The 18041-nt window shown below is 60.9% G+C and carries 17 protein-coding genes; 1 reads left to right on the forward strand and 16 read right to left on the reverse strand.

The annotated features are described in order from the left end of the window. Positions 1-354 precede the first annotated feature (354 nt). Positions 355-993, forward strand: a complete 639-nt coding sequence (lexA, locus tag GTP27_RS02990) for a transcriptional repressor LexA (protein WP_161037714.1) — start codon at positions 355-357, stop codon at positions 991-993. Between the two features lie 80 nt (positions 994-1073). On the opposite strand, the gene GTP27_RS02995 is transcribed toward lexA, so the two are convergent. The 16 genes from GTP27_RS02995 to leuD form a co-directional block, all read right to left on the reverse strand. Beyond that, positions 1074-2318: a cystathionine gamma-synthase family protein gene (locus GTP27_RS02995; RefSeq protein ID WP_161037715.1), complete on the reverse strand. Its 1245-nt coding sequence runs from the start codon at positions 2316-2318 to the stop codon at positions 1074-1076. A gap of 51 nt (positions 2319-2369) precedes the next feature. Beyond that, entirely contained in the window at positions 2370-3893 is a 1524-nt protein-coding gene (purF, locus tag GTP27_RS03000; protein WP_161037716.1) for an amidophosphoribosyltransferase, read from the reverse strand. Positions 3894-3931: 38 nt separating this feature from the next. Next, positions 3932-4420 carry a CvpA family protein gene (locus GTP27_RS03005; RefSeq protein ID WP_161037717.1) on the reverse strand — a complete coding sequence of 163 codons (489 nt, stop codon included), beginning with the start codon at positions 4418-4420 and terminating at the stop codon, positions 3932-3934. A 13-nt stretch (positions 4421-4433) separates the two neighbouring features. Further along, positions 4434-5495 carry an SPOR domain-containing protein gene (locus tag GTP27_RS03010; protein WP_161037718.1) on the reverse strand — a complete coding sequence of 354 codons (1062 nt, stop codon included), beginning with the start codon at positions 5493-5495 and terminating at the stop codon, positions 4434-4436. A 22-nt stretch (positions 5496-5517) separates the two neighbouring features. Continuing rightward, positions 5518-6840 carry a bifunctional tetrahydrofolate synthase/dihydrofolate synthase gene (folC, locus tag GTP27_RS03015; RefSeq protein ID WP_161037719.1) on the reverse strand — a complete coding sequence of 441 codons (1323 nt, stop codon included), beginning with the start codon at positions 6838-6840 and terminating at the stop codon, positions 5518-5520. 81 nt (positions 6841-6921) lie between these two features. Then, on the reverse strand, positions 6922-7794 hold the full coding sequence (accD, locus tag GTP27_RS03020; protein ID WP_155433388.1) for an acetyl-CoA carboxylase, carboxyltransferase subunit beta: 873 nt from the start codon (positions 7792-7794) through the stop codon (positions 6922-6924). A gap of 122 nt (positions 7795-7916) precedes the next feature. Beyond that, entirely contained in the window at positions 7917-8195 is a 279-nt protein-coding gene (locus GTP27_RS03025) for a hypothetical protein (RefSeq protein WP_161037720.1), read from the reverse strand. Then, a complete protein-coding gene (locus GTP27_RS03030) occupies positions 8192-8470 on the reverse strand; it encodes a BrnT family toxin (RefSeq protein ID WP_161037721.1) in 279 nt (92 codons plus the stop codon). The genes GTP27_RS03025 and GTP27_RS03030 overlap by 4 nt, the downstream gene beginning before the upstream one ends. A 104-nt stretch (positions 8471-8574) precedes the next feature. Beyond that, positions 8575-9372 carry a tryptophan synthase subunit alpha gene (gene trpA, locus GTP27_RS03035; protein ID WP_161037722.1) on the reverse strand — a complete coding sequence of 266 codons (798 nt, stop codon included), beginning with the start codon at positions 9370-9372 and terminating at the stop codon, positions 8575-8577. Positions 9373-9381: 9 nt separating this feature from the next. Continuing rightward, the gene (gene trpB / locus GTP27_RS03040; protein ID WP_161037723.1) at positions 9382-10614 is read right to left on the reverse strand and encodes a tryptophan synthase subunit beta; all 1233 of its coding nucleotides are present in this window, start codon (positions 10612-10614) and stop codon (positions 9382-9384) included. Next, positions 10580-11290, reverse strand: coding sequence for a phosphoribosylanthranilate isomerase (locus GTP27_RS03045; RefSeq protein WP_161037724.1), 711 nt, complete (start codon positions 11288-11290; stop codon positions 10580-10582). The genes trpB and GTP27_RS03045 overlap by 35 nt, the downstream gene beginning before the upstream one ends. A 19-nt stretch (positions 11291-11309) precedes the next feature. After that, positions 11310-12113 (reverse strand): tRNA pseudouridine(38-40) synthase TruA, encoded by an 804-nt coding sequence (gene truA, locus GTP27_RS03050; protein ID WP_161037725.1) that lies wholly within the window; start codon positions 12111-12113, stop codon positions 11310-11312. 100 nt (positions 12114-12213) lie between these two features. Further along, positions 12214-14796, reverse strand: a complete 2583-nt coding sequence (locus GTP27_RS03055) for a motility hub landmark protein FimV (protein WP_286173105.1) — start codon at positions 14794-14796, stop codon at positions 12214-12216. Positions 14797-15066: 270 nt separating this feature from the next. Further along, entirely contained in the window at positions 15067-16194 is a 1128-nt protein-coding gene (asd, locus tag GTP27_RS03060; RefSeq protein WP_161037726.1) for an aspartate-semialdehyde dehydrogenase, read from the reverse strand. Positions 16195-16288: 94 nt separating this feature from the next. Then, complete coding sequence (gene leuB / locus GTP27_RS03065; protein ID WP_161037727.1) at positions 16289-17359, reverse strand: 3-isopropylmalate dehydrogenase; 1071 nt, start codon at positions 17357-17359, stop codon at positions 16289-16291. 20 nt (positions 17360-17379) lie between these two features. Next, positions 17380-18027, reverse strand: a complete 648-nt coding sequence (gene leuD, locus GTP27_RS03070; RefSeq protein ID WP_161037728.1) for a 3-isopropylmalate dehydratase small subunit — start codon at positions 18025-18027, stop codon at positions 17380-17382. Between the last annotated feature and the right edge of the window lie 14 nt (positions 18028-18041).

Below are 18041 nucleotides of genomic sequence, written 5' to 3' on the forward strand. Positions count from 1 at the left end.
GTCCGCGTTCAATGGCTGGTTGAAAATTTGTGTCCATAATTAAATTTGTGGGCACAACTGCTGTGCCAAAATTCGATCATGGCTGGGGGCGGTTTCTACGTCCAGACGGTGCTGGCTTTACGCTTACCCCGAAAAAGTCTAAATTGGTCTAGAAATTTGTCCTGCGAGCCATTTTTAGACTCGTATAGACTCATTTAGACCGAATTAGACCGAAGCCCATTTTTTGCATCCCTCTATCAAGCCGCTCTCCAGTTGGTAAATTTATTTCGCTCAAAGCAACAAATCCCCTTGCATTTACCGCCACACTGTACAAAAATACAGACTGTCTATATACACAGGCCAAATGCACTCTCTATGATCAAGCTCACCGCACGGCAGGAACAGATCCTTAATCTGATCAAGGATGCCATCGAGAACACGGGTTTCCCGCCGACCCGCGCCGAAATCGCCCAGGAACTAGGCTTCAAATCGGCCAACGCAGCGGAAGAACATTTGCAGGCACTGGCGCGCAAGGGCGCCATCGAAATCGCCGCCGGCACTTCGCGCGGCATCCGCCTGCTGGGCAGCCATGCCGAAGCGGCCCTGCCGAAAGTACCGGCCGCGCTGATGATGTCGCTGCCCCTGATCGGCCGCGTGGCCGCCGGTTCGCCCATCCTCGCACAGGAAAATCTGGAAACCAGCTACAGCGTCGATCCTGCCATGTTTGCGTCCAAGCCCGACTACCTGCTCAAGGTACGGGGCGAATCGATGCGCGATGCCGGCATCATGGATGGCGACCTGCTGGCCGTGAAAAAAGTCGATAGCGCCAAGAATGGCCAGATCGTCGTGGCCCGCATCGGCAACGAAGTCACCGTCAAGCGCTACCGCAAGACAGGCAGCAGTATCGAACTGCTGCCGGAAAATCCCGACTTCAAGATCATCAAGGTCGATCCCGAGGCAGACGAATTCGCCCTCGAAGGTCTGGCAGTAGGCCTGATGCGCACCTGGCACTAAGCCCCCCGGCACAAACAAATCGGGGAGGTGGCACCAGCCTGCTGGTGCCACCTCCCCTTTTTTATGTGCGGATGGTCTGCTTAGCTGGCGTTGAGCGCGCTGGCAAAATCCGCCAGCAAATCGTCCGTATCCTCGATGCCGACGGAAACCCGGATCAGCGATTCGGCAATGCCCATCGTGGCACGGCGCTCGGCGCCCATCTCGTAGAAAATGGTATGCGCCACCGGAATAATCAGGGTGCGGGTATCGCCCAGATTCGACGCCGGTATCGCCAGCTGCAAGCGATTCAGGAAGTCGAAACAATCGATACCGTCTTTCAGCTCGAAGCTCAGCAGCGAGCCATAGCTGCGGAACAGTTCACCGGCCAGCGCGTGCTGCGGGTGCGAGGCCAGCCCCGGATAGTAGACGGCCGCCACGCGCTGGTCCGCCTCCAGCAGCCGCGCCAGCGCCAGCGCGTTGGCGCAGGTGCGTTCCATGCGCAGCGCCAGCGTTTCCGCCCCCACGGCGATGTGGTGCGCCGCTTCCGGCGCCAGCGATGCGCCGAAGTCGCGCAAGCCCTTGGCACGGATCTGCGCCAGCCCCCACTGCCTGGCTGCCGCCTTCTTGTAGTTCTCGTAGATATTCGGGAAGCGGGTCCAGTCGTATGCGCCCGTATCGGTCAGGCTGCCGCCCAGCGCGATGCCGTGGCCGCCGATGGATTTGGTCAGTGCATTGACCACCAGACCGGCGCCCACGTCTTTCGGACGGAACAGATATGGCGTGGTCATGGTGTTATCGACGACGTAAAGAATGCCGCGCGCGCGGCACAGCTCACCGATGCGGGCCAGATCGGCGATCTGGGTACGCGGGTTGGCAATGGTTTCGACAAACACCAGGCGGGTGTTGTCATTGATCGCCGCCGCTACCGCCTCCACGCTGGTGGCATCGACGAACGACACGCCCACGCCTTGCGCCATGGTGGTCTGCCACAGGCTGTTGGTATTGCCGAACAGGAAGGAGGACGACACCACATGGTCGCCCGCCCGCAGCAGCGCCTGGAACACGGCGCCGATGGCGCCCATGCCGGTAGCGAAGCACAGCGTACCGACGCCCTGCTCCATCTGGTTGATCTTGTCTTCCAGCGCAGAGACGGTAGGGTTGCCCTGACGGCCGTAGCGGAAGCCCGGCTCCTTCCCCTGAAACACGGAAGCCAGCTGGCGTGCATCGGCATAGCCGAAAGCCACCGAGGTATGCACCGGCTTGTGCAGGGAACCATGCTCTATGCCCTTGCGGCGGTCGTTATGCAGGATGGTGGTGGTAAAGCCGTAATTCTTTTTGTCGTTCATGAGTACAGATTCAAAAAAAAAAGCCCGGTGCAACACTGCACCGGGCGATCATCAGCCTTCCGTGGCTGCGAGATTCAAATTGAGCTGGGTACGGGCCGCATCCTCAGGCTTGCCCGCCTTGGGGTTGTGACGCGCATATTCCAGCTTGTCCAGATAGTCCTTGGAAATGTCACCGGTGACATACACGCCGTCGAAGCACGAAGCTTCGAAGTTCTGCAGGGCGGGATTCACATCCGAAATCGCCCGTTTCAGCGCATCGATGTCCTGATACACCAGCGCATCGGCAGTGATCTCGCGGCATACTTCCTCGTTGGTGCGGCCAAAGGCGATCAGCTCGTCGCGGGTAGGCATGTCGATGCCGTACACGTTAGGGTAGATCACCGGTGGCGCGGCCGACGCGAAAATCACCTTCTTGGCGCCGGCTTCACGCGCCATCTGCACGATCTCGCGGCTGGTGGTGCCGCGCACGATGGAGTCATCCACCAGCAGTACCACTTTGTCCTTGAATTCGCTGGCAATCGCGTTCAGCTTCTGGCGCACGGATTTTTTGCGTGCCGCCTGGCCCGGCATGATGAAAGTACGGCCGATGTAGCGGTTCTTGATGAAGCCTTCGCGGTATTCCACGTTCAGCGCCAGCGCCAGCTGGATCGCCGCAGGACGCGAGGAATCGGGAATCGGCATGACGACATCGATCTCGCCATCCTTGAATTCGCGCTTGATTTTCTCGGCCAGATACTCGCCCATTTTCAGACGGGTGGCGTACACGGAAGCGCCGTCGATCACGGAATCGGGACGGGCCAGGTACACGAACTCGAACACGCAAGGGTTCAGGGTAGGATGATCGGCGCACTGGCGGGTGTGCACATTCATTTCCAGATCGATGAACACGGCTTCGCCCGGCGCGATGTCGCGCACGAAGCGGAAGCCCATGCCTTCCAGCGCCACCGATTCGGAAGCGACCATGTATTCGGTGCCTTGCGGCGTCTCGTTCTTGCCCAGGCACAGAGGACGGATGCCGAACGGATCACGGAAGGCCAGCAGGCCCACGTCGGCGATCTGCGCCACGGCAGCGTAGCCGCCACGCACACGGCGGTGCAGCACGGCGACGGCCTGGAAGATGGTGTCCGCATCGATCGAAATGCCGGTGGTGGCTTTCTGGATCTCGTGCGCCAGCACGTTGAGCAGCACTTCCGAATCGGAATCCGTGTTGATGTGGCGGCGGTCGATCTTGAACATATCCTGTTTCAGCTGTTCCCAGTTGGTCAGGTTGCCGTTGTGCGCCAGCGTGATGCCGTACGGGGCATTGACGTAGAACGGTTGCGCTTCTTCTTCGCTCGACGAGCCGGCCGTTGGGTAGCGGCAGTGGCCGATACCCGAGTTACCTTGCAGCGTACGCATATTACGGGTACGGAAGACGTCACGCACCAGACCATTGGCCTTGTGCATGGCGAACATGCTGCTGTGATTGGTCGCAATACCCGCCGCATCCTGACCGCGGTGCTGCAGCAGCAGCAAGGCGTCATACAGCAATTGATTGACAGGTTGATGGGAAACGACGCCGACGATGCCACACATGATGTTGCTCCTGGACAGGTACTACAGATTTAAAGACTTCAAAAATTCACATGCTGCGCGAGCGCAGCGGGTAACAGGGGTTTGACGTGGTGCGCGAGAGCTTCCGCATACGGGCTCAATCGCGCCTCACGCCAGAAAGGCTGCTGCGGCATAGCCGTCATGCCGCACAAAATCACCACCGTCAGCACGATCAGCAGACCGCGCAGCAGGCCAAACGCCACGCCCAGCAGGCGGTCAGCCCAGCTCAGGCCACCTGCTTCCAGCAAGGCGCCAAGCGCCATGGCCAGCAGCCCCGTCAGAATACGGGCGCCGATGAACAGAGCGATGAACGCCAGAATCAGCCGCAGTATTTCGCCCGGCACTGCCGGCGGCAGCATCTGCGCCAGCGCTGCCGCATAGGCATTCGCCACCACAAACGCCAGCACCCAGCCGGCCAGCGACAGCACTTCCTTGACCAGGCCGCGCATCAGGCTGATCACCACCGAGGCGCCCAGCACAAACAGCAGCAGATAGTCGAACACCGTCACGCCCGGCGCTACCTTATTGCGCTTCCACGCGGCCGCTCAGGCCCATGGACGCCAGCTTGGTGCGGACTTTTTCTGCTTCATCCTTGTTGCTGAACGGGCCTACGCGCACGCGCGTCCGGTCGCCGGACGGGGTCTTTTCAGTGAAAGAACTGATGCCCGCTTTTTTCAGTTTATCGCGCAGTTCTTCCACTTTGTCGTGATCGGCCAGCGCCGCCACTTGCAGCACAAATTTCTGATTGCCGTCGACGGCCGCGGCAGCCGGTTTGGCCGCCGGTTTGCCTTCCAGAATGGCCAGCGCGCGGGCATCTTCCGTAGCCTTGGCTTCGCCACCGGGTTTGGCGCTTTCACCGGCCTGCTTGGCCGCTGCGGCGCGCGCCTTGGCATCGGCGGCCGCTTTCACCTCGGCCGTCTTGCGCTCCACTTCCAGCTTGTAATCGGCATCCTGACGGGCCTGTGCTTCGGCCCGCGCCTCGCGCTCCTGCCGGGCACGGATGATGGCTTCGGAACGGGCCTTCGAATCGGAGCGCAGTTCCGGTTCGGCTTGCGTGCTTTCCACCCGTGCCGGCGCCGCTTTGGCCGGCGCAGCCGCCGCTGTGGTGTCCGTTGCGGCAGCGCCAGCAGCCGGTGCAGAGATGGTCGCATCCGCCTTAAGCGACAGCGCACCACGCCCGCCCTTGCCCGGATCAATGATTTCTTCCTTGGCATCGAGCGCAGCGCTTTGCGCCACCACCGGCGTCATGCCGGATACATCGCCACGGTCTTTGGGAGGTATCTTGATTTCGATATCGGAGGCCAGCGGTTTGGGCTCGGAATCGAGCACCATGGGCAGGCCGATGGCGACGCCCAGCGCCAGCGCTACGGCGCCCACCAGACGGCGGCGCGCACGCTTTTTTTCCGGCAGCATAGGATCGTCGGCGTCGCGTTCGCGGCCGCCGCGTCCCTTGCTATTGGCCGACGAGGCGCGCTTGGAGCGGGCGCGTTCCGTCATCGTCTGCTCGTCGGCGCTGCTGTAATAGCCGCTATCCTGACCAGCAGTATCTTGCTTGTTTTTACCGAGTTTCGAGAACAAGCCCATGCGTGATTTCAGTCCTGTGCGTTCAGTGTAGAGCGGATTTTCGCGCCGCCATGACACCGGCGACGGTAAGGAAAGATCCAAAGACCACAATTCTATCATTCTCCCCGGCCCGGCTGATGGCATTTGCATAGGCCGCGCCCGGATCGTCGAAGCTCTGGATGGTGCGTTCGTCCCGTTCCGGCTGCACTGCCTGTACTTTGGCCGCCAGTTCGGCCGCCGTGGCCGAGCGTGGCGACGGCAGCGTGGCCAGACACCAGTGATCGACATGTTCGGACATGGCAGCGATCACGCCGTCGATATCCTTGTCGTGCATGGAACCGAACACGGCATAGGTGTAAGGGTGGTAGCCCATGTTGCCGAGGTTCTGGTTCAGGGCCGCCGCCGCGTGCGGATTATGCGCCACATCGAGAATCACGCTAGGACGGCCCGGCAGCACCTGGAAGCGGCCCGGCAGCTCCACCGTCACCAGCCCCGTACGCACTTCCTGCGCGCCCACGGGCAGCTCCAGCTTGAGCGCCTCCAGCGCAGCCAGCGCAGCGCAGGCATTCAGTATCTGATTGGCGCCGCGCAGGCTAGGATAGGCCAGTGCATTGCGGCGCTGGCCACGGCCACCGTAGTTCCACTGCTGCTTGTCGCCCGAGTAATTGAAATCGCGCCCCATCAGCCACAGATCGGCGCCGATCGCTTCGGCATGGTCGATCAGGGACTGCGGCGGCACCGGATCGGAGCAGATCGCCGTTTTACCGGCGCGGAAAATACCGGCTTTTTCGAAACCGATGGCTACACGCGTATCGCCAAGGTAGTCGGTATGGTCGATATCCACGCTGGTGACGATGGCCACATCGGCATCGACGATATTGACCGCGTCCAGACGCCCCCCCAAGCCCACTTCCAGTATCACCACATCCATGCCGGCAGCAGACAGCAGGTGCATGATGGCCAGCGTGGTGAATTCGAAATACGTCAGCGGGGTATCGCCGCGCACCGCTTCGACGGCATTGAAGGCCGCTACCAGCGCGGCGTCGCTGGCCAGATCGCCATTCACGCGGGCGCGCTCGTTAAAGTCGAGGAAGTGCGGCTTGATGTACAGGCCCACCTTGTAACCGGCGCGCAGCAGCACCGATTCCAGCATGGCGCAGGTCGAGCCTTTGCCGTTGGTGCCGGCCACCATGATGACGGGGCAGCTAAATTGCAGCTGCAAACGTTGTTTGACAGCGAGAACGCGGTCCAGCCCCATGTTGATGACGGTTTCGGCGTGGCGCGACTCCAGCAGCGCTAGCCAGTCAGACAGCTTATCGGGGGTGGATGCAGGGGGCGAAACAGGGGTAGTTGGGGAGCTAGACATGATGTTGACTCGGAATGTAAAACGGCGCGCAGGCCGGATGATACCGGATTGCGCGCCGTTGCGTGGCAAAGCCAGCGAATTTTAGGCGAGGACTTCGGCGGCCTGATTCTGCAGCAGAGCCAGCAGGCGGGCGATTTCTTCGCGCATCTTGCGGCGGTCTACGATCATGTCCACGGCACCCTTGGTGACGAGGAACTCGGCACGCTGGAAGCCTTCCGGCAGTTTTTCCCGCACCGTGTTTTCGATCACGCGCGGACCGGCGAAGCCGATCAGGGCTTTCGGCTCGGCGATCACCACGTCGCCCATGAAGGCAAACGAGGCCGACACGCCACCCATGGTCGGGTCGGTCAGCACGCTGATGAATGGCAGTTTCTTGTCCGACAACTTGGTCAGCATGGCCGTGGTTTTGGCCATCTGCATCAGCGACATCAGGCCTTCCTGCATACGCGCACCTCCGGTGGCCGTGATGCAGACGAAAGGCACTTTCTGTTCCAGCGCTACCTGCGCGCCACGGACGAAACGCTCGCCCACCACGGAACCCATGGAACCGCCCATGAATTCGAACTCGAAGCAGGCCACCACCACTGGCAGGCTCATGATGGAGCCGCCCATGACGATCAGCGCATCGGTCTCGCCGGTGGCTTCCATGGCCTGTTTCAGGCGGTCAGGGTATTTTTTGCTGTCTTTGAATTTCAGGCTATCGACTGGCAGGGTGTCCATGCCGATTTCATAGCGGCCACCGGCGTCGAACAGGCTGTCCAGACGTTCGCGCGCACGGATACGCATGTGATGGTCGCATTTAGGGCAAACATGCAGGTTCGATTCCAGATCGGTGCGGTACAGCACGGCTTCGCAGGATGGGCATTTGACCCACAGACCTTCGGGCATGGTCTTGCGCGCGCCAGCATCGGAACGCTGGATTCGTGGGGGCAGCAGTTTTTCCAACCAACTCATAAATTCTCCTTACAGCAAACTTGTGGCCGAAGTGTAGCCGTTTCTTGCCCCCCTGTCGAACATTGCGATACATTAATTTTTCGATTTCGTCATGTTCCCGCCCCCGTTTTAGAGTAAATCCCCTACTGTTTTGCTGACAAAAACTCCTTGATACTGGTCAGTTCCAGTGGAATCCGGTAACCGGATCGAGCAATGTTTCTTAAATACAATTCCATAATTCTTTCCGCTGGCCAGCCAGCATCGGCACCGATACTTGCGAAATAGGCAATTACATCTTTGTGCAACCGCAGTCTCAGTTCGCCCCCGCCGGCTGCAAACGGATTGGCGATCGGCACCCAGCATCCAGCCTCGCGCGGCCCTTCTTCCATCGGCTCCTGCCCCTCGTGATTAATATTATTCATATACGCCTCCAGTAATGGCGTTTTTCCCACCCAAAGGCAAGACGCGCCGAAATAATTCTGACAATGTCACCAAGCTGACAACTATAAGTCACAATCAACAACCGACCGCGTTGACTCAGGCCCAATATCTGATAGCGCTGCTCAGTGCCTGAATGGTCGACATCGGCCCAGTGACAAGCAAGAACATCGTCGAACACCGTAGACGCCTCGTCAAAGCTGACGCGGTGCTTGAGTAAATTCAGGCGGGCTTTATTGGGATCGGAGAGAAAACGCACCACGGCTCCCTTTCACCATAGTCAGTGTCCGACTATGGAGCAAGGTGAGCCGCGGAATTTGATGTGCGCCAAACGGGCGCACAAAGGGGAACTAAACTGGGGAATTAAGCGTCGAGCACGCTGCGTATGCCGGCCACGAAACTTTCAACGGCGGCCACGGCTTTCTCCGCGCCCACGTTTTCGATTTCCTGAATGATGCGGCTGCCGATCACGACGGCATCCGCCACTTCGGCCACAGCGCGCGCCGTCGCACCATCACGGATGCCGAAGCCGACGCCTATCGGCAGCGGCACGTGCTGGCGGATCGCCTTCAGACGCTCGGCCACTTCCACCGTATCGATATTGCCCGCCCCCGTGACGCCCTTGAGCGAGACGTAGTAGCTGAAGCCGCCGCCCACCTTGGCCACCTGGGCAATGCGCTGCTCGGTGGAAGTGGGCGCCAGCAGGAAGATCAGATCGAGCCCGCCAGCACGCATGGCTGCCGAAAATTCCTCGCACTCTTCCGGCGGATAATCGACCACGATGGCGCCATCGGCACCGGCTTGCTGCGATTCGGCAATGAAACGTGCCGCGCCGATACGCTCGATAGGATTGGCATAGCCCATCAGCACGACGGGCGTGTGCTGATTGGTCTGGCGGAACTCTGCCACCATGGCGAAGACATCCATGATGCCCACGCCCTGCGCCAGCGCCCGCTCGCAGGCGCGCTGGATCACGGGGCCTTCCGCCATCGGGTCGGAAAACGGCACACCGAGTTCGAGAATGTTGGCGCCACCGGCCACCATGGCATGCATCAGCGCCACGGTCAGGCCGGGCGCCGGATCACCGGCCGTGATGAAAGTAATCAGGGCCGTCCTGTTCTGAGCCTTCAGTTCGGCAAAAGTTTGTGCGATGAGGGACATGCCGGCTCCTTAATTGAAATTCAAACCCATACGTTCAGCCACCGTATGCATGTCCTTGTCGCCCCGGCCCGACAGGTTAGCCAGAATAATCTGGTCGGCTGGCAGCGTGGCCGCCAGCTTGAAGGCATAGGCCAGCGCGTGCGACGACTCCAGCGCCGGAATGATGCCTTCGATATGGCAGCAGTCATGGAAAGCTGCCAGTGCCTCTTCATCCGTGATGGAAACGTACTGGGCCCGGCCGCTATCCTTCAGATAAGCGTGCTCCGGCCCTACCCCCGGATAATCGAGCCCCGCCGAAACGGAATGGGTTTCGATGATCTGGCCGTTTTCATCCTGCAGCAGATAGGTGCGATTGCCGTGCAACACGCCCGGATAGCCCTTGCTCAGCGAAGCGGCGTGCTTGTCGCCATTCAGCCCTTCACCGGCCGCTTCCACCCCCACCAGACGGACCTGCTTCTCGTCGATATAAGGGTAGAAAATCCCCATGGCATTCGAGCCGCCACCGATGCAGGCCACCACGTAGTCGGGCTGACGGCCCGTCATTTCCGGCATCTGCACCAGGCACTCCTCGCCGATCACGGACTGGAAGTCGCGCACCAGCATAGGATAAGGATGGGGACCGGCCACCGTGCCGATGATGTAGAAGGTATTTTCGATATTCGTTACCCAGTCGCGCATGGCTTCGTTGAGCGCATCCTTGAGGGTTTTCGAACCCGATTCCACCGGCACCACGGTAGCGCCCAGCAGCTTCATGCGGTACACATTCTGGGCCTGACGCTTGACGTCTTCGCTGCCCATATAGACCACGCATTCGAGGCCGAAGCGGGCGCAGATGGTGGCCGTGGCCACGCCGTGCTGGCCGGCGCCCGTCTCGGCGATGATGCGGCGCTTGCCCATGCGTCTAGCCAGCAGGGCCTGACCGATCACATTGTTGATCTTGTGCGCGCCCGTATGGTTGAGGTCTTCGCGCTTGAAGAACACTTGCGCGCCGCCCATCTGCTGCGACCAGCGCTTGGCGTGGTAGACGGGCGAAGGACGGCCGACAAAGTGCTTGAGTTCGTAACGGAATTCTTCGAGGAATTCGGCGTCTTTGCTGAATTTCTCGTAAGCCTGATTCAGCTCGGCCAGAGCGTAGGTCAGGGTTTCGGCGACGAAGGAGCCGCCGTAAGGGCCGAAGTGGCCGCGGTTATCGGGTAAATCGTAATCTTTAGCGTGGAACAGGGGCTGCGCTGGCGCATTCATGATGGGTGGCTCTCTCGATTAAGTCATCTCCGGCACGCACGGCTGCAACAAATGCAGCGATCTTGCGGCCATCCTTGATCCCCTTGGACGCTTCGACACCACTGCTGATATCGACCGCGTAGGGGCGTACCTCGCGCACTGCGTCAGTGGCGTTGTGTACGCTCAAGCCACCACTCAAAACGACCCGAGGCGCGAGCTCTTTTGGAATGAGAGACCAATCAAAACCCTTCCCAGCGCCACCGTAGGCGTCCACATAAGTATCCAGCAACAGACTGGTGAACCAGGGACCGGCAGCGCGGCATTGTTGCTCATATTCTAGCAAATCAGCGGGCGCTGTGTCAGGTTTGACGCGAAACACGCGCACATAGGGGCGTGCGGCCGCAGCGGCAATGGCCGCCGACTCGGCCACCGTCTCGTCGCCGTGCAGCTGGATCAGGGCGATAGGCGCGATGGCCACGGTGGCCGCCACTTCTGCCGGGCTGGCATTGACGAACAGCCCCGTACAGGTGACGAAGGGCGGCACGCAAGCAATCAGGGCCGCTGCCTGCTCGGGCGTGACATAGCGCGGACTTTTAGGATAGAACACAAAACCGATGGCATCGGCCCCGGCCGCCACAGCCGCCTGTACATCTTCTACGCGGGTCAGACCGCAAATCTTGATACGGGTGCGTGCCATGCTTATCCTTTAAAAGCCTTTAAAACCAGACCAGGGGGCTATCCGCTTCCTGCGGCAGCTGCCATTTCAGGTCATAGCCCACACGGGCCAGATACAGGCCATCGGGCATGAAAGTGGGCGCGGCCAGCGTGCGGTCTTTACTTTCCAACAACTGCCCCAGCCATTCGGGCTTTTCCCGCCCGCTGCCGATATACACCAGCGAGCCAACCAGATTGCGCACCATGTGGTGCAGGAAGGCGCTGGCGGTAATGGTAAACACGATCAGTTCGCCCTGCTGGCGGATCTTGATCTCGTGCATCAGTTTCATCGGCGATTTGGCCTGACACTGGGCCGCGCGGAAGGCGCTGAAATCGTGCCAGCCCACTAAAGGCTGCACGGCCTGCTGCATCAGTTCCACGTCCAGCGGGCGGAAGAAGAAACCGGCCCGGCCGGCCAGCAGCGCACTGCGCACCGGATGGTTGTGCAGCACGTAGTGATAAGTGCGGGAATGGGCGCTAAAACGGGCGTGGAAGAAATCCTGCGCCGCCGGATCGCCTTCGAGCTGTCTGGCCCAGCGTACGCTGATCGAGGGCGGCAGAAAGGCGTTGGCGGCGCGTACCCAGGCGTGCTCGTCGCGCTCCAGTTCGGTATCGAAGTGCACCACCTGCTCCAGCGCGTGCACACCGGCGTCGGTGCGTCCCGCGCAGGTGGTGGCCAGTTTTACCGTGGCAAATTTTTCCAGTGCCTCTTCCAGCTTGTCCTGCACGGTCAGGCCACTGGGCTGCTTCTGGTAGCCCTGCCATGCATTGCCGTCGTACTGGACGCCGATTACTATCCGTTTCAATTGCTGCCCGATCTGTTCTCTGAGTCAGCCATTATATACGGGCACATGCAAGGACACCGGCTGGCGCCGTGCCCAGGCAGCGGCGCCGGATGCAACATACTTAGCCCAGCTGGGCCAGCATGGTGTTGGCCTTGGCGATCTGGCTGCCGTTACCGCCGCGCAGTACTTCTTCCAGCAGTTCGCGCGCACCTTCCTTGTCACCGATCTCCTGATAGGCCACGGCCAGATCGAGCTTGGTGTCCATTTCCATGTGCTGGGCCGACATCGGCTCGTCGGCGCTGGCATCGGCCGGCGCCGCTGCGGCACTAGCCACTTCCGGCAGGTCGAGATCGATGCTCGACAGATCGAATTCCTGCGCGGCCGGAGCCGGTGCCGGCGTGACTTCTTCGGCACTCCTGAGCAGATCGGCCAGATCGTCTTCCGCAGTGGCGGCAGCGGCAGCCGCTTCGGCCGCTGGTGCAAGCGTCGCCTGCAGATCGAAGCCGGCCAGATCGAGGTCGAGTGCATCGCTGGCGCTTTCTGCGGCAGGCGCAGTGTCGCCCGGCAGATCGAGCGTGAAGTCCAGATCGGCAACCGCCGCGGGAGAAGCAGCAGCATCCGTCGCAGCTGAGGCTGCGCTGGCAGGCAGCTCGATCGCGGCAGGCGCATCGTCTACCGGCTCGAAACTGAGGCCGCCCAGATCGAAGTCCATCAGATTGCTATTCTCGGCGGCTACCGACGCCGGCGAAATGGCTGCATCGGCCGCTTGCGGCAGCGCGGTTTCCATGCCGGCGTCAAAGTTACTCATGTCGGCTGCGGGCGCAAAGGGATCAGCCGCATCAGCGACGCTTTCCGCAGCCGCTGGCGCCGAGGTATCAGGGCCACGTGTGTAGAGCGGATTGGCCGGATCCAGCGCCTGCCCCATGGCAGCGGCCTGGGTCCAGTCCTCGCCCTGACCGCGGGTCAGGCCATACAGTTCCTCGGCCTGCTCCTCGAAGGCGCGCAGATCTTTACGGGCCGTGTAAATTTCCAGCAGCTTCAGGCGGGCCGGATGACGCTCCGGATGCACGCGCAATGCTTCCTTGAGGATCTCTTCGGCCTGGGCGTCGCGGCCATAGGCTATGTACACATCGGCTTCCGCCACCGGATCGACTTCATTGGTATCGAGCTGGCTGGCCGACGGCGCAAAGTTGGAATTGAAAACACTGTTGCTGGTATCGACACTCTGGCCGCCCGTTTCTTCGATCAGGGACTGCGCCGTCAATGCCGGATCTTCCACGGCGATGGTTTCTTCCTTCGGCACTTCGAACTTGCGACGGCGCCGTGCCGCAAACAGCGCACCGCCGCCGGCCAGCAAGGTGGCAGCGGCAATGCCGACATATTGCAGGTTGTCCATCAGGATTTCGAAGATGCTAGGCTCTGCTGCTTTCTTCGGCGGCAGCACCAGCGTACGCTTGGGCTTGGCCGGAGCCGATGCTTCCGCCGAAGCGGAAGCCGAGGCGGAAGCGGAAGCAGCAGCGGAAGCGGAAGCTGAAGCGGAGGCCGAGGCCTTGGCCGCAGCCTTGCTCTTCATCGCCATCAGGTTTTCCAGATCGCGTACATTCTTTTCCAGTTCCTTGGTACGGGCGTCGGCCTCTTCCAGTTCCTTCTGTTTGGCGATCTTGTCTTCCACCGCCAGCCCGGTCTTGCCCTGCTCGGGCGTGCCGCTGGTGGCTTTCGACAGGGTCAGCTTGTCCTTGGCCGCATTCACGGCATTCGGCTTTTCTTCCACTTTGGCGGTGATTTTGCCCGTCACATTCTGGGCCGGATCGGCTTCCTTGGCCGGCGTGCTGTTGGCGACCTGCCCGGCCAGTTTGGCGCGATAGGCTGCAAAGTCGGCAGCATGGGCTACGACCACGCCGCGTGCCTCGCCTTCCGGCGCACTGGCGCGGATATCGTCGCTGCCCGGCACGGCCAGAATCTGGCCCGACTTCAGGCGGTTCATATTGTTACCGGCAAAAGCTTCCGGATTGGCGCGGTAGAGTGCCACCAGCATCATGTCGAGCGAGACATCCTGCGGCTTGACCTGGCTGGCAATGCGGCTCAGATTGTCGCCGTTCTTGACCGTGTATTCGCTGGCTGCCTGTGACGATGGCGGCGCAGTGGGCGCAGCAGCAGGTGCAGCTGGCGCTTGTGCCGCCGTTGCGGGCGCTGGCGCAGGCGTTGGCGTCGGCGCGGCAGCACTGGCTGGTGCCGCTGCGGGGGCCGGTGTGCCGGGCGCTGCCGGCAGCGGACGGCCCAGATCTACCGGCGCAGCCACTTGCGGCGCCTGCGTGGCGCGCATTTCGGCCGGATCGAGCAGGAAGGTGTATTCGCGCACGATGCGGCCACCATTCCAGTTCAGCTCCATCAGCATATCGACAAAGGGCTCGTTAATCGGCTGGCTGGAACTGACCTTGATCACCTGACGGCCGGCGCGCTGCTCGACGTCGAAGCGCAGCGACAGCAAGGCGGGATTGAAATCGATATTGGCCACGCGGTAGGCATCGGCCGGGGCCAGTTTGGCCACCAGCGCCGCCGCTTCGTCCGCCGACACGGCAGTCAGCTCGATTTCGGCGCGCAGCGGCTGGCCCAGCGAGGACAGCACCGTCAGCTTGCCCAGTCCGGCCGCATGGGCCGAGGCCATCAGCACCGCACTGGCCACCGCACCAGTGAGAGTTTTCAACGCAAACGAGGCAAAGCGGGAACGATTCGGTACGGGCATAGTGGGCAGCATTAGGTTGTCAGAGGGAAAATGTTACTTTCCCAGATATCCCAACATATCATCATGCTTTCAGGCACGCAAGCTTTGCACGACGTATGACGGGCCAGTTGTCACGTCTACGCCCACTTTAGACGAAAAAAAGGGGTTTTCCCTATGAGAACACAGAGAGAAAACCCCTTCAACTCGGGCGATCAAACGCCCGCCTGAAACGCAGATAAAGTAAGCGCTAGCTTAGTTGTCCAGCACAATACGCAGCATACGGCGCAGCGGTTCGGCCGCGCCCCACAGCAGCTGGTCGCCCACGGTGAAGGCCGACAGGTAGTCCGGCCCCATTTCCAGTTTGCGCAGACGGCCCACAGGGATGGTCAGGCCGCCGGTCACGGCGGCTGGCGACAGGTCTTTCATCGACGCTTCGCGGGTGTTAGGCACCACTTTGGCCCACTGGTTGGCGGAAGCGATGATGTCGGTGATCTCGTCCAGCGGCACATCTTTTTTCAGCTTGATGGTCAGTGCCTGCGAGTGGCAGCGCATGGCGCCGATCCGTACGCACAGGCCGTCGACGGGGATAGGCTTGGAACCGAAATCGGCGCCCAGACCCAGAATCTTGTTGGTTTCCGCGCCGGCTTTCCACTCTTCTTTCGACTGGCCGTTGCCCAGATCCTTGTCGATCCATGGAATCAGGTTGCCTGCCAGCGGCACGCCGAACTGCTTGGTTTCGTCCGCCGTCAGGCCGTGCTGGGTAGCCAGCACCTGACGGTCGATTTCCAGAATCGCCGAAGCAGGATTGTCCAGCAGCGGCTTGATGGCGCTGTTGATGGTGCCGAACTGGGTCAGCAGTTCGCGCATGTGCTGGGCACCGCCGCCCGAAGCGGCCTGATAGGTCATGGAAGTCATCCACTCCACCAGATTGTGCTGGAACAGGCCACCCAGACCGATCAGCATGCACGATACCGTGCAGTTACCGCCGATGAAGTTCTTCACGCCCTTGCCCAGCGCGTCCTTGATCACGTGCATATTTACCGGATCGAGTACGATCACGGCATCTTTTTCGATCCGCAGCGTGGACGCTGCGTCGATCCAGTAGCCGTTCCAGCCTGCTGCGCGCAGCTTCGGGAACACTTCGGTGGTGTAATCGCCGCCCTGGCACGAAATGATGATTTCGCACTTTTTCAGTTCGTCGATATCGGTGGCGCTTTTCAGTTTGGTTTCATTCTTCGCCATCTTCGGGGCATCGCCGCCGGGATTCGAAGTAGTGAAGAACACTGGCTCGATGTGGGCGAAATCGCCCTCTTCCTGCATACGCTGCATCAGCACCGAACCGACCATACCACGCCAACCTACCAAGCCTACCAGTTTCATAATTATTCCTTGAGTTTCAGTTTCTTCCCGAGCGGGACTGCTGTAGCTTGGCTTTCCCCAGCTGTTGCGGCAGTCAGTCCCTGTGCGTACTTCTTTACACCAGCGCTTTCACCACGGCGTTACCCATTTCTTCCGTGCCCACCTTGGTGGTGCCGGCTTCGTAGATATCGGCAGTGCGCAGACCTTGCGCCAGCACGGCCTTGACGGCGTTCTCGATACGGTCCGCCTGTTCCGGCTTGTTCAGCGAGAAGCGCAGCATCATGGCGGCCGACAGTATGGTCGCCAGCGGATTGGCGATGCCTTTGCCGGCGATGTCCGGCGCCGAGCCGTGCGAGGGTTCGTACAGGCCCTTGTTGCTGGCGTCGAGCGAGGCCGATGGCAGCATGCCGATCGAACCGGTCAGCATGGCCGCTGCATCGCTGAGGATGTCGCCGAACATATTGCCGGTCACGATCACATCGAACTTTTTCGGTGCGCGCACCAGCTGCATGGCAGCGTTATCGACATACATGTGTTCGAGCGCGACGTCCGGATATTCCTTGTGCACGTCGATCACGATGTCTTTCCAGAACTGGAAGGTTTCCAGCACATTGGCCTTGTCCACGCTGGTCAGGCGCTTGTCGCGCTTCTGCGCAGCCTGGAAGGCCACGTGGGCGATGCGGCGGATTTCGCCTTCCGCATAGCGCATGGTGTCGTAACCTTCGCGCTGGCCTTTGAACGGGCCGTCCGGGCACTCGCGCACGCCGCGCGGCTGGCCGAAGTAGATGTCACCGGTCAGTTCGCGGATGATCAGGATGTCCAGCCCGGACACCACTTCCGGCTTCAGCGTCGACGCGCCGGCCAGTTCCGGATACAGGATGGCCGGACGCAGGTTGGCGAACAGACCCAGTTGCTTGCGCAGGCCCAGAATAGCCTGCTCGGGACGCAGCGAGCGTTCCAGATTGTCGTACTGGTAGTCGCCGACGGCGCCGAACAGCACGGCGTCAGCCGCTTTGGCCAGTGCCAGCGTGCCTTCCGGCAGCGGATGGCCATGGGCCGCGTAGCCGGCGCCGCCGACCGGTGCCGTTTCCAGTTCGAACGGTTCACCGAGGACGTTCAGCACCTTGACGGCCTGGGCCACGATTTCCGGGCCGATACCGTCGCCCGGGAGAATTGCGATTTTCATGTTGTGATCTTGGTTAGCGTTTAGATGACATTGGCCAGCCAGGGCTGGCTAGCCAGATGGCGCTCTTCGAAAGCACGGATAGTGTCGGCATGACGCAGGGTCAGGCCGATATCGTCGAGCCCGTTCATCAGGCAGTATTTGCGGAAGGCGTCGATCTCGAATGGGTAGGAGACGCTGCCATTGCTGGTGGAAATGCGCTGCTGTTCAAGGTCCACCACCAGACGGTAACCGGGGAAGGCCTTGACTTCATTGAACAGATGATCGATCTGCGTTTCGGATAAAACGATGGGCAGCAAGCCGCTCTTGTAGCAGTTGTTGAAGAAGATGTCGGCAAACGAGGGCGCGATGATGGCGCGGAAGCCATACTGGTCGAGCGCCCATGGGGCGTGCTCGCGCGAGGAGCCGCAGCCGAAGTTCTTGCGCGCCAGCAGGATCGAAGCGCCCTGATAGCGCGGCTGGTTCAGCACGAAATCGGGATTGAGCGGACGCTTGCTGTTGTCCATGCCCGGTTCGCCGTGGTCCAGATAGCGCCATTCGTCGAACAGGTTGGGACCGAAGCCGGTGCGGTGGATGGACTTGAGGAATTGCTTGGGAATGATGGCGTCCGTATCGACGTTGGCGCGATCGAGCGGTGCTACCAGCCCTTCATAAATCGTAAATTTATCCATGATGCTCTATAAGT

Origin of the sequence: Duganella qianjiadongensis, assembly GCF_009857915.1 — a bacterium.
In the GTDB taxonomy this organism is placed as follows: domain Bacteria; phylum Pseudomonadota; class Gammaproteobacteria; order Burkholderiales; family Burkholderiaceae_D; genus Rugamonas; species Rugamonas qianjiadongensis.

Coding starts and splice junctions, on each gene's coding strand:
- folC (WP_161037719.1), bottom strand. CDS start 6,840: ATGTCTAGCTCCCCAACTACCCCTGTTTCGCCCCCTGCATCCACCCCC.
- GTP27_RS03045 (WP_161037724.1), bottom strand. CDS start 11,290: ATGGCACGCACCCGTATCAAGATTTGCGGTCTGACCCGCGTAGAAGAT.
- purF (WP_161037716.1), bottom strand. CDS start 3,893: ATGTGTGGCATCGTCGGCGTCGTTTCCCATCAACCTGTCAATCAATTG.
- asd (WP_161037726.1), bottom strand. CDS start 16,194: ATGAAACTGGTAGGCTTGGTAGGTTGGCGTGGTATGGTCGGTTCGGTG.
- trpA (WP_161037722.1), bottom strand. CDS start 9,372: ATGTCCCTCATCGCACAAACTTTTGCCGAACTGAAGGCTCAGAACAGG.
- GTP27_RS03025 (WP_161037720.1), bottom strand. CDS start 8,195: ATGAATAATATTAATCACGAGGGGCAGGAGCCGATGGAAGAAGGGCCG.
- GTP27_RS03010 (WP_161037718.1), bottom strand. CDS start 5,495: ATGGGCTTGTTCTCGAAACTCGGTAAAAACAAGCAAGATACTGCTGGT.
- leuB (WP_161037727.1), bottom strand. CDS start 17,359: ATGAAAATCGCAATTCTCCCGGGCGACGGTATCGGCCCGGAAATCGTG.
- leuD (WP_161037728.1), bottom strand. CDS start 18,027: ATGGATAAATTTACGATTTATGAAGGGCTGGTAGCACCGCTCGATCGC.
- GTP27_RS02995 (WP_161037715.1), bottom strand. CDS start 2,318: ATGAACGACAAAAAGAATTACGGCTTTACCACCACCATCCTGCATAAC.
- accD (WP_155433388.1), bottom strand. CDS start 7,794: ATGAGTTGGTTGGAAAAACTGCTGCCCCCACGAATCCAGCGTTCCGAT.
- trpB (WP_161037723.1), bottom strand. CDS start 10,614: ATGAATGCGCCAGCGCAGCCCCTGTTCCACGCTAAAGATTACGATTTA.
- lexA (WP_161037714.1), top strand. CDS start 355: ATGATCAAGCTCACCGCACGGCAGGAACAGATCCTTAATCTGATCAAG.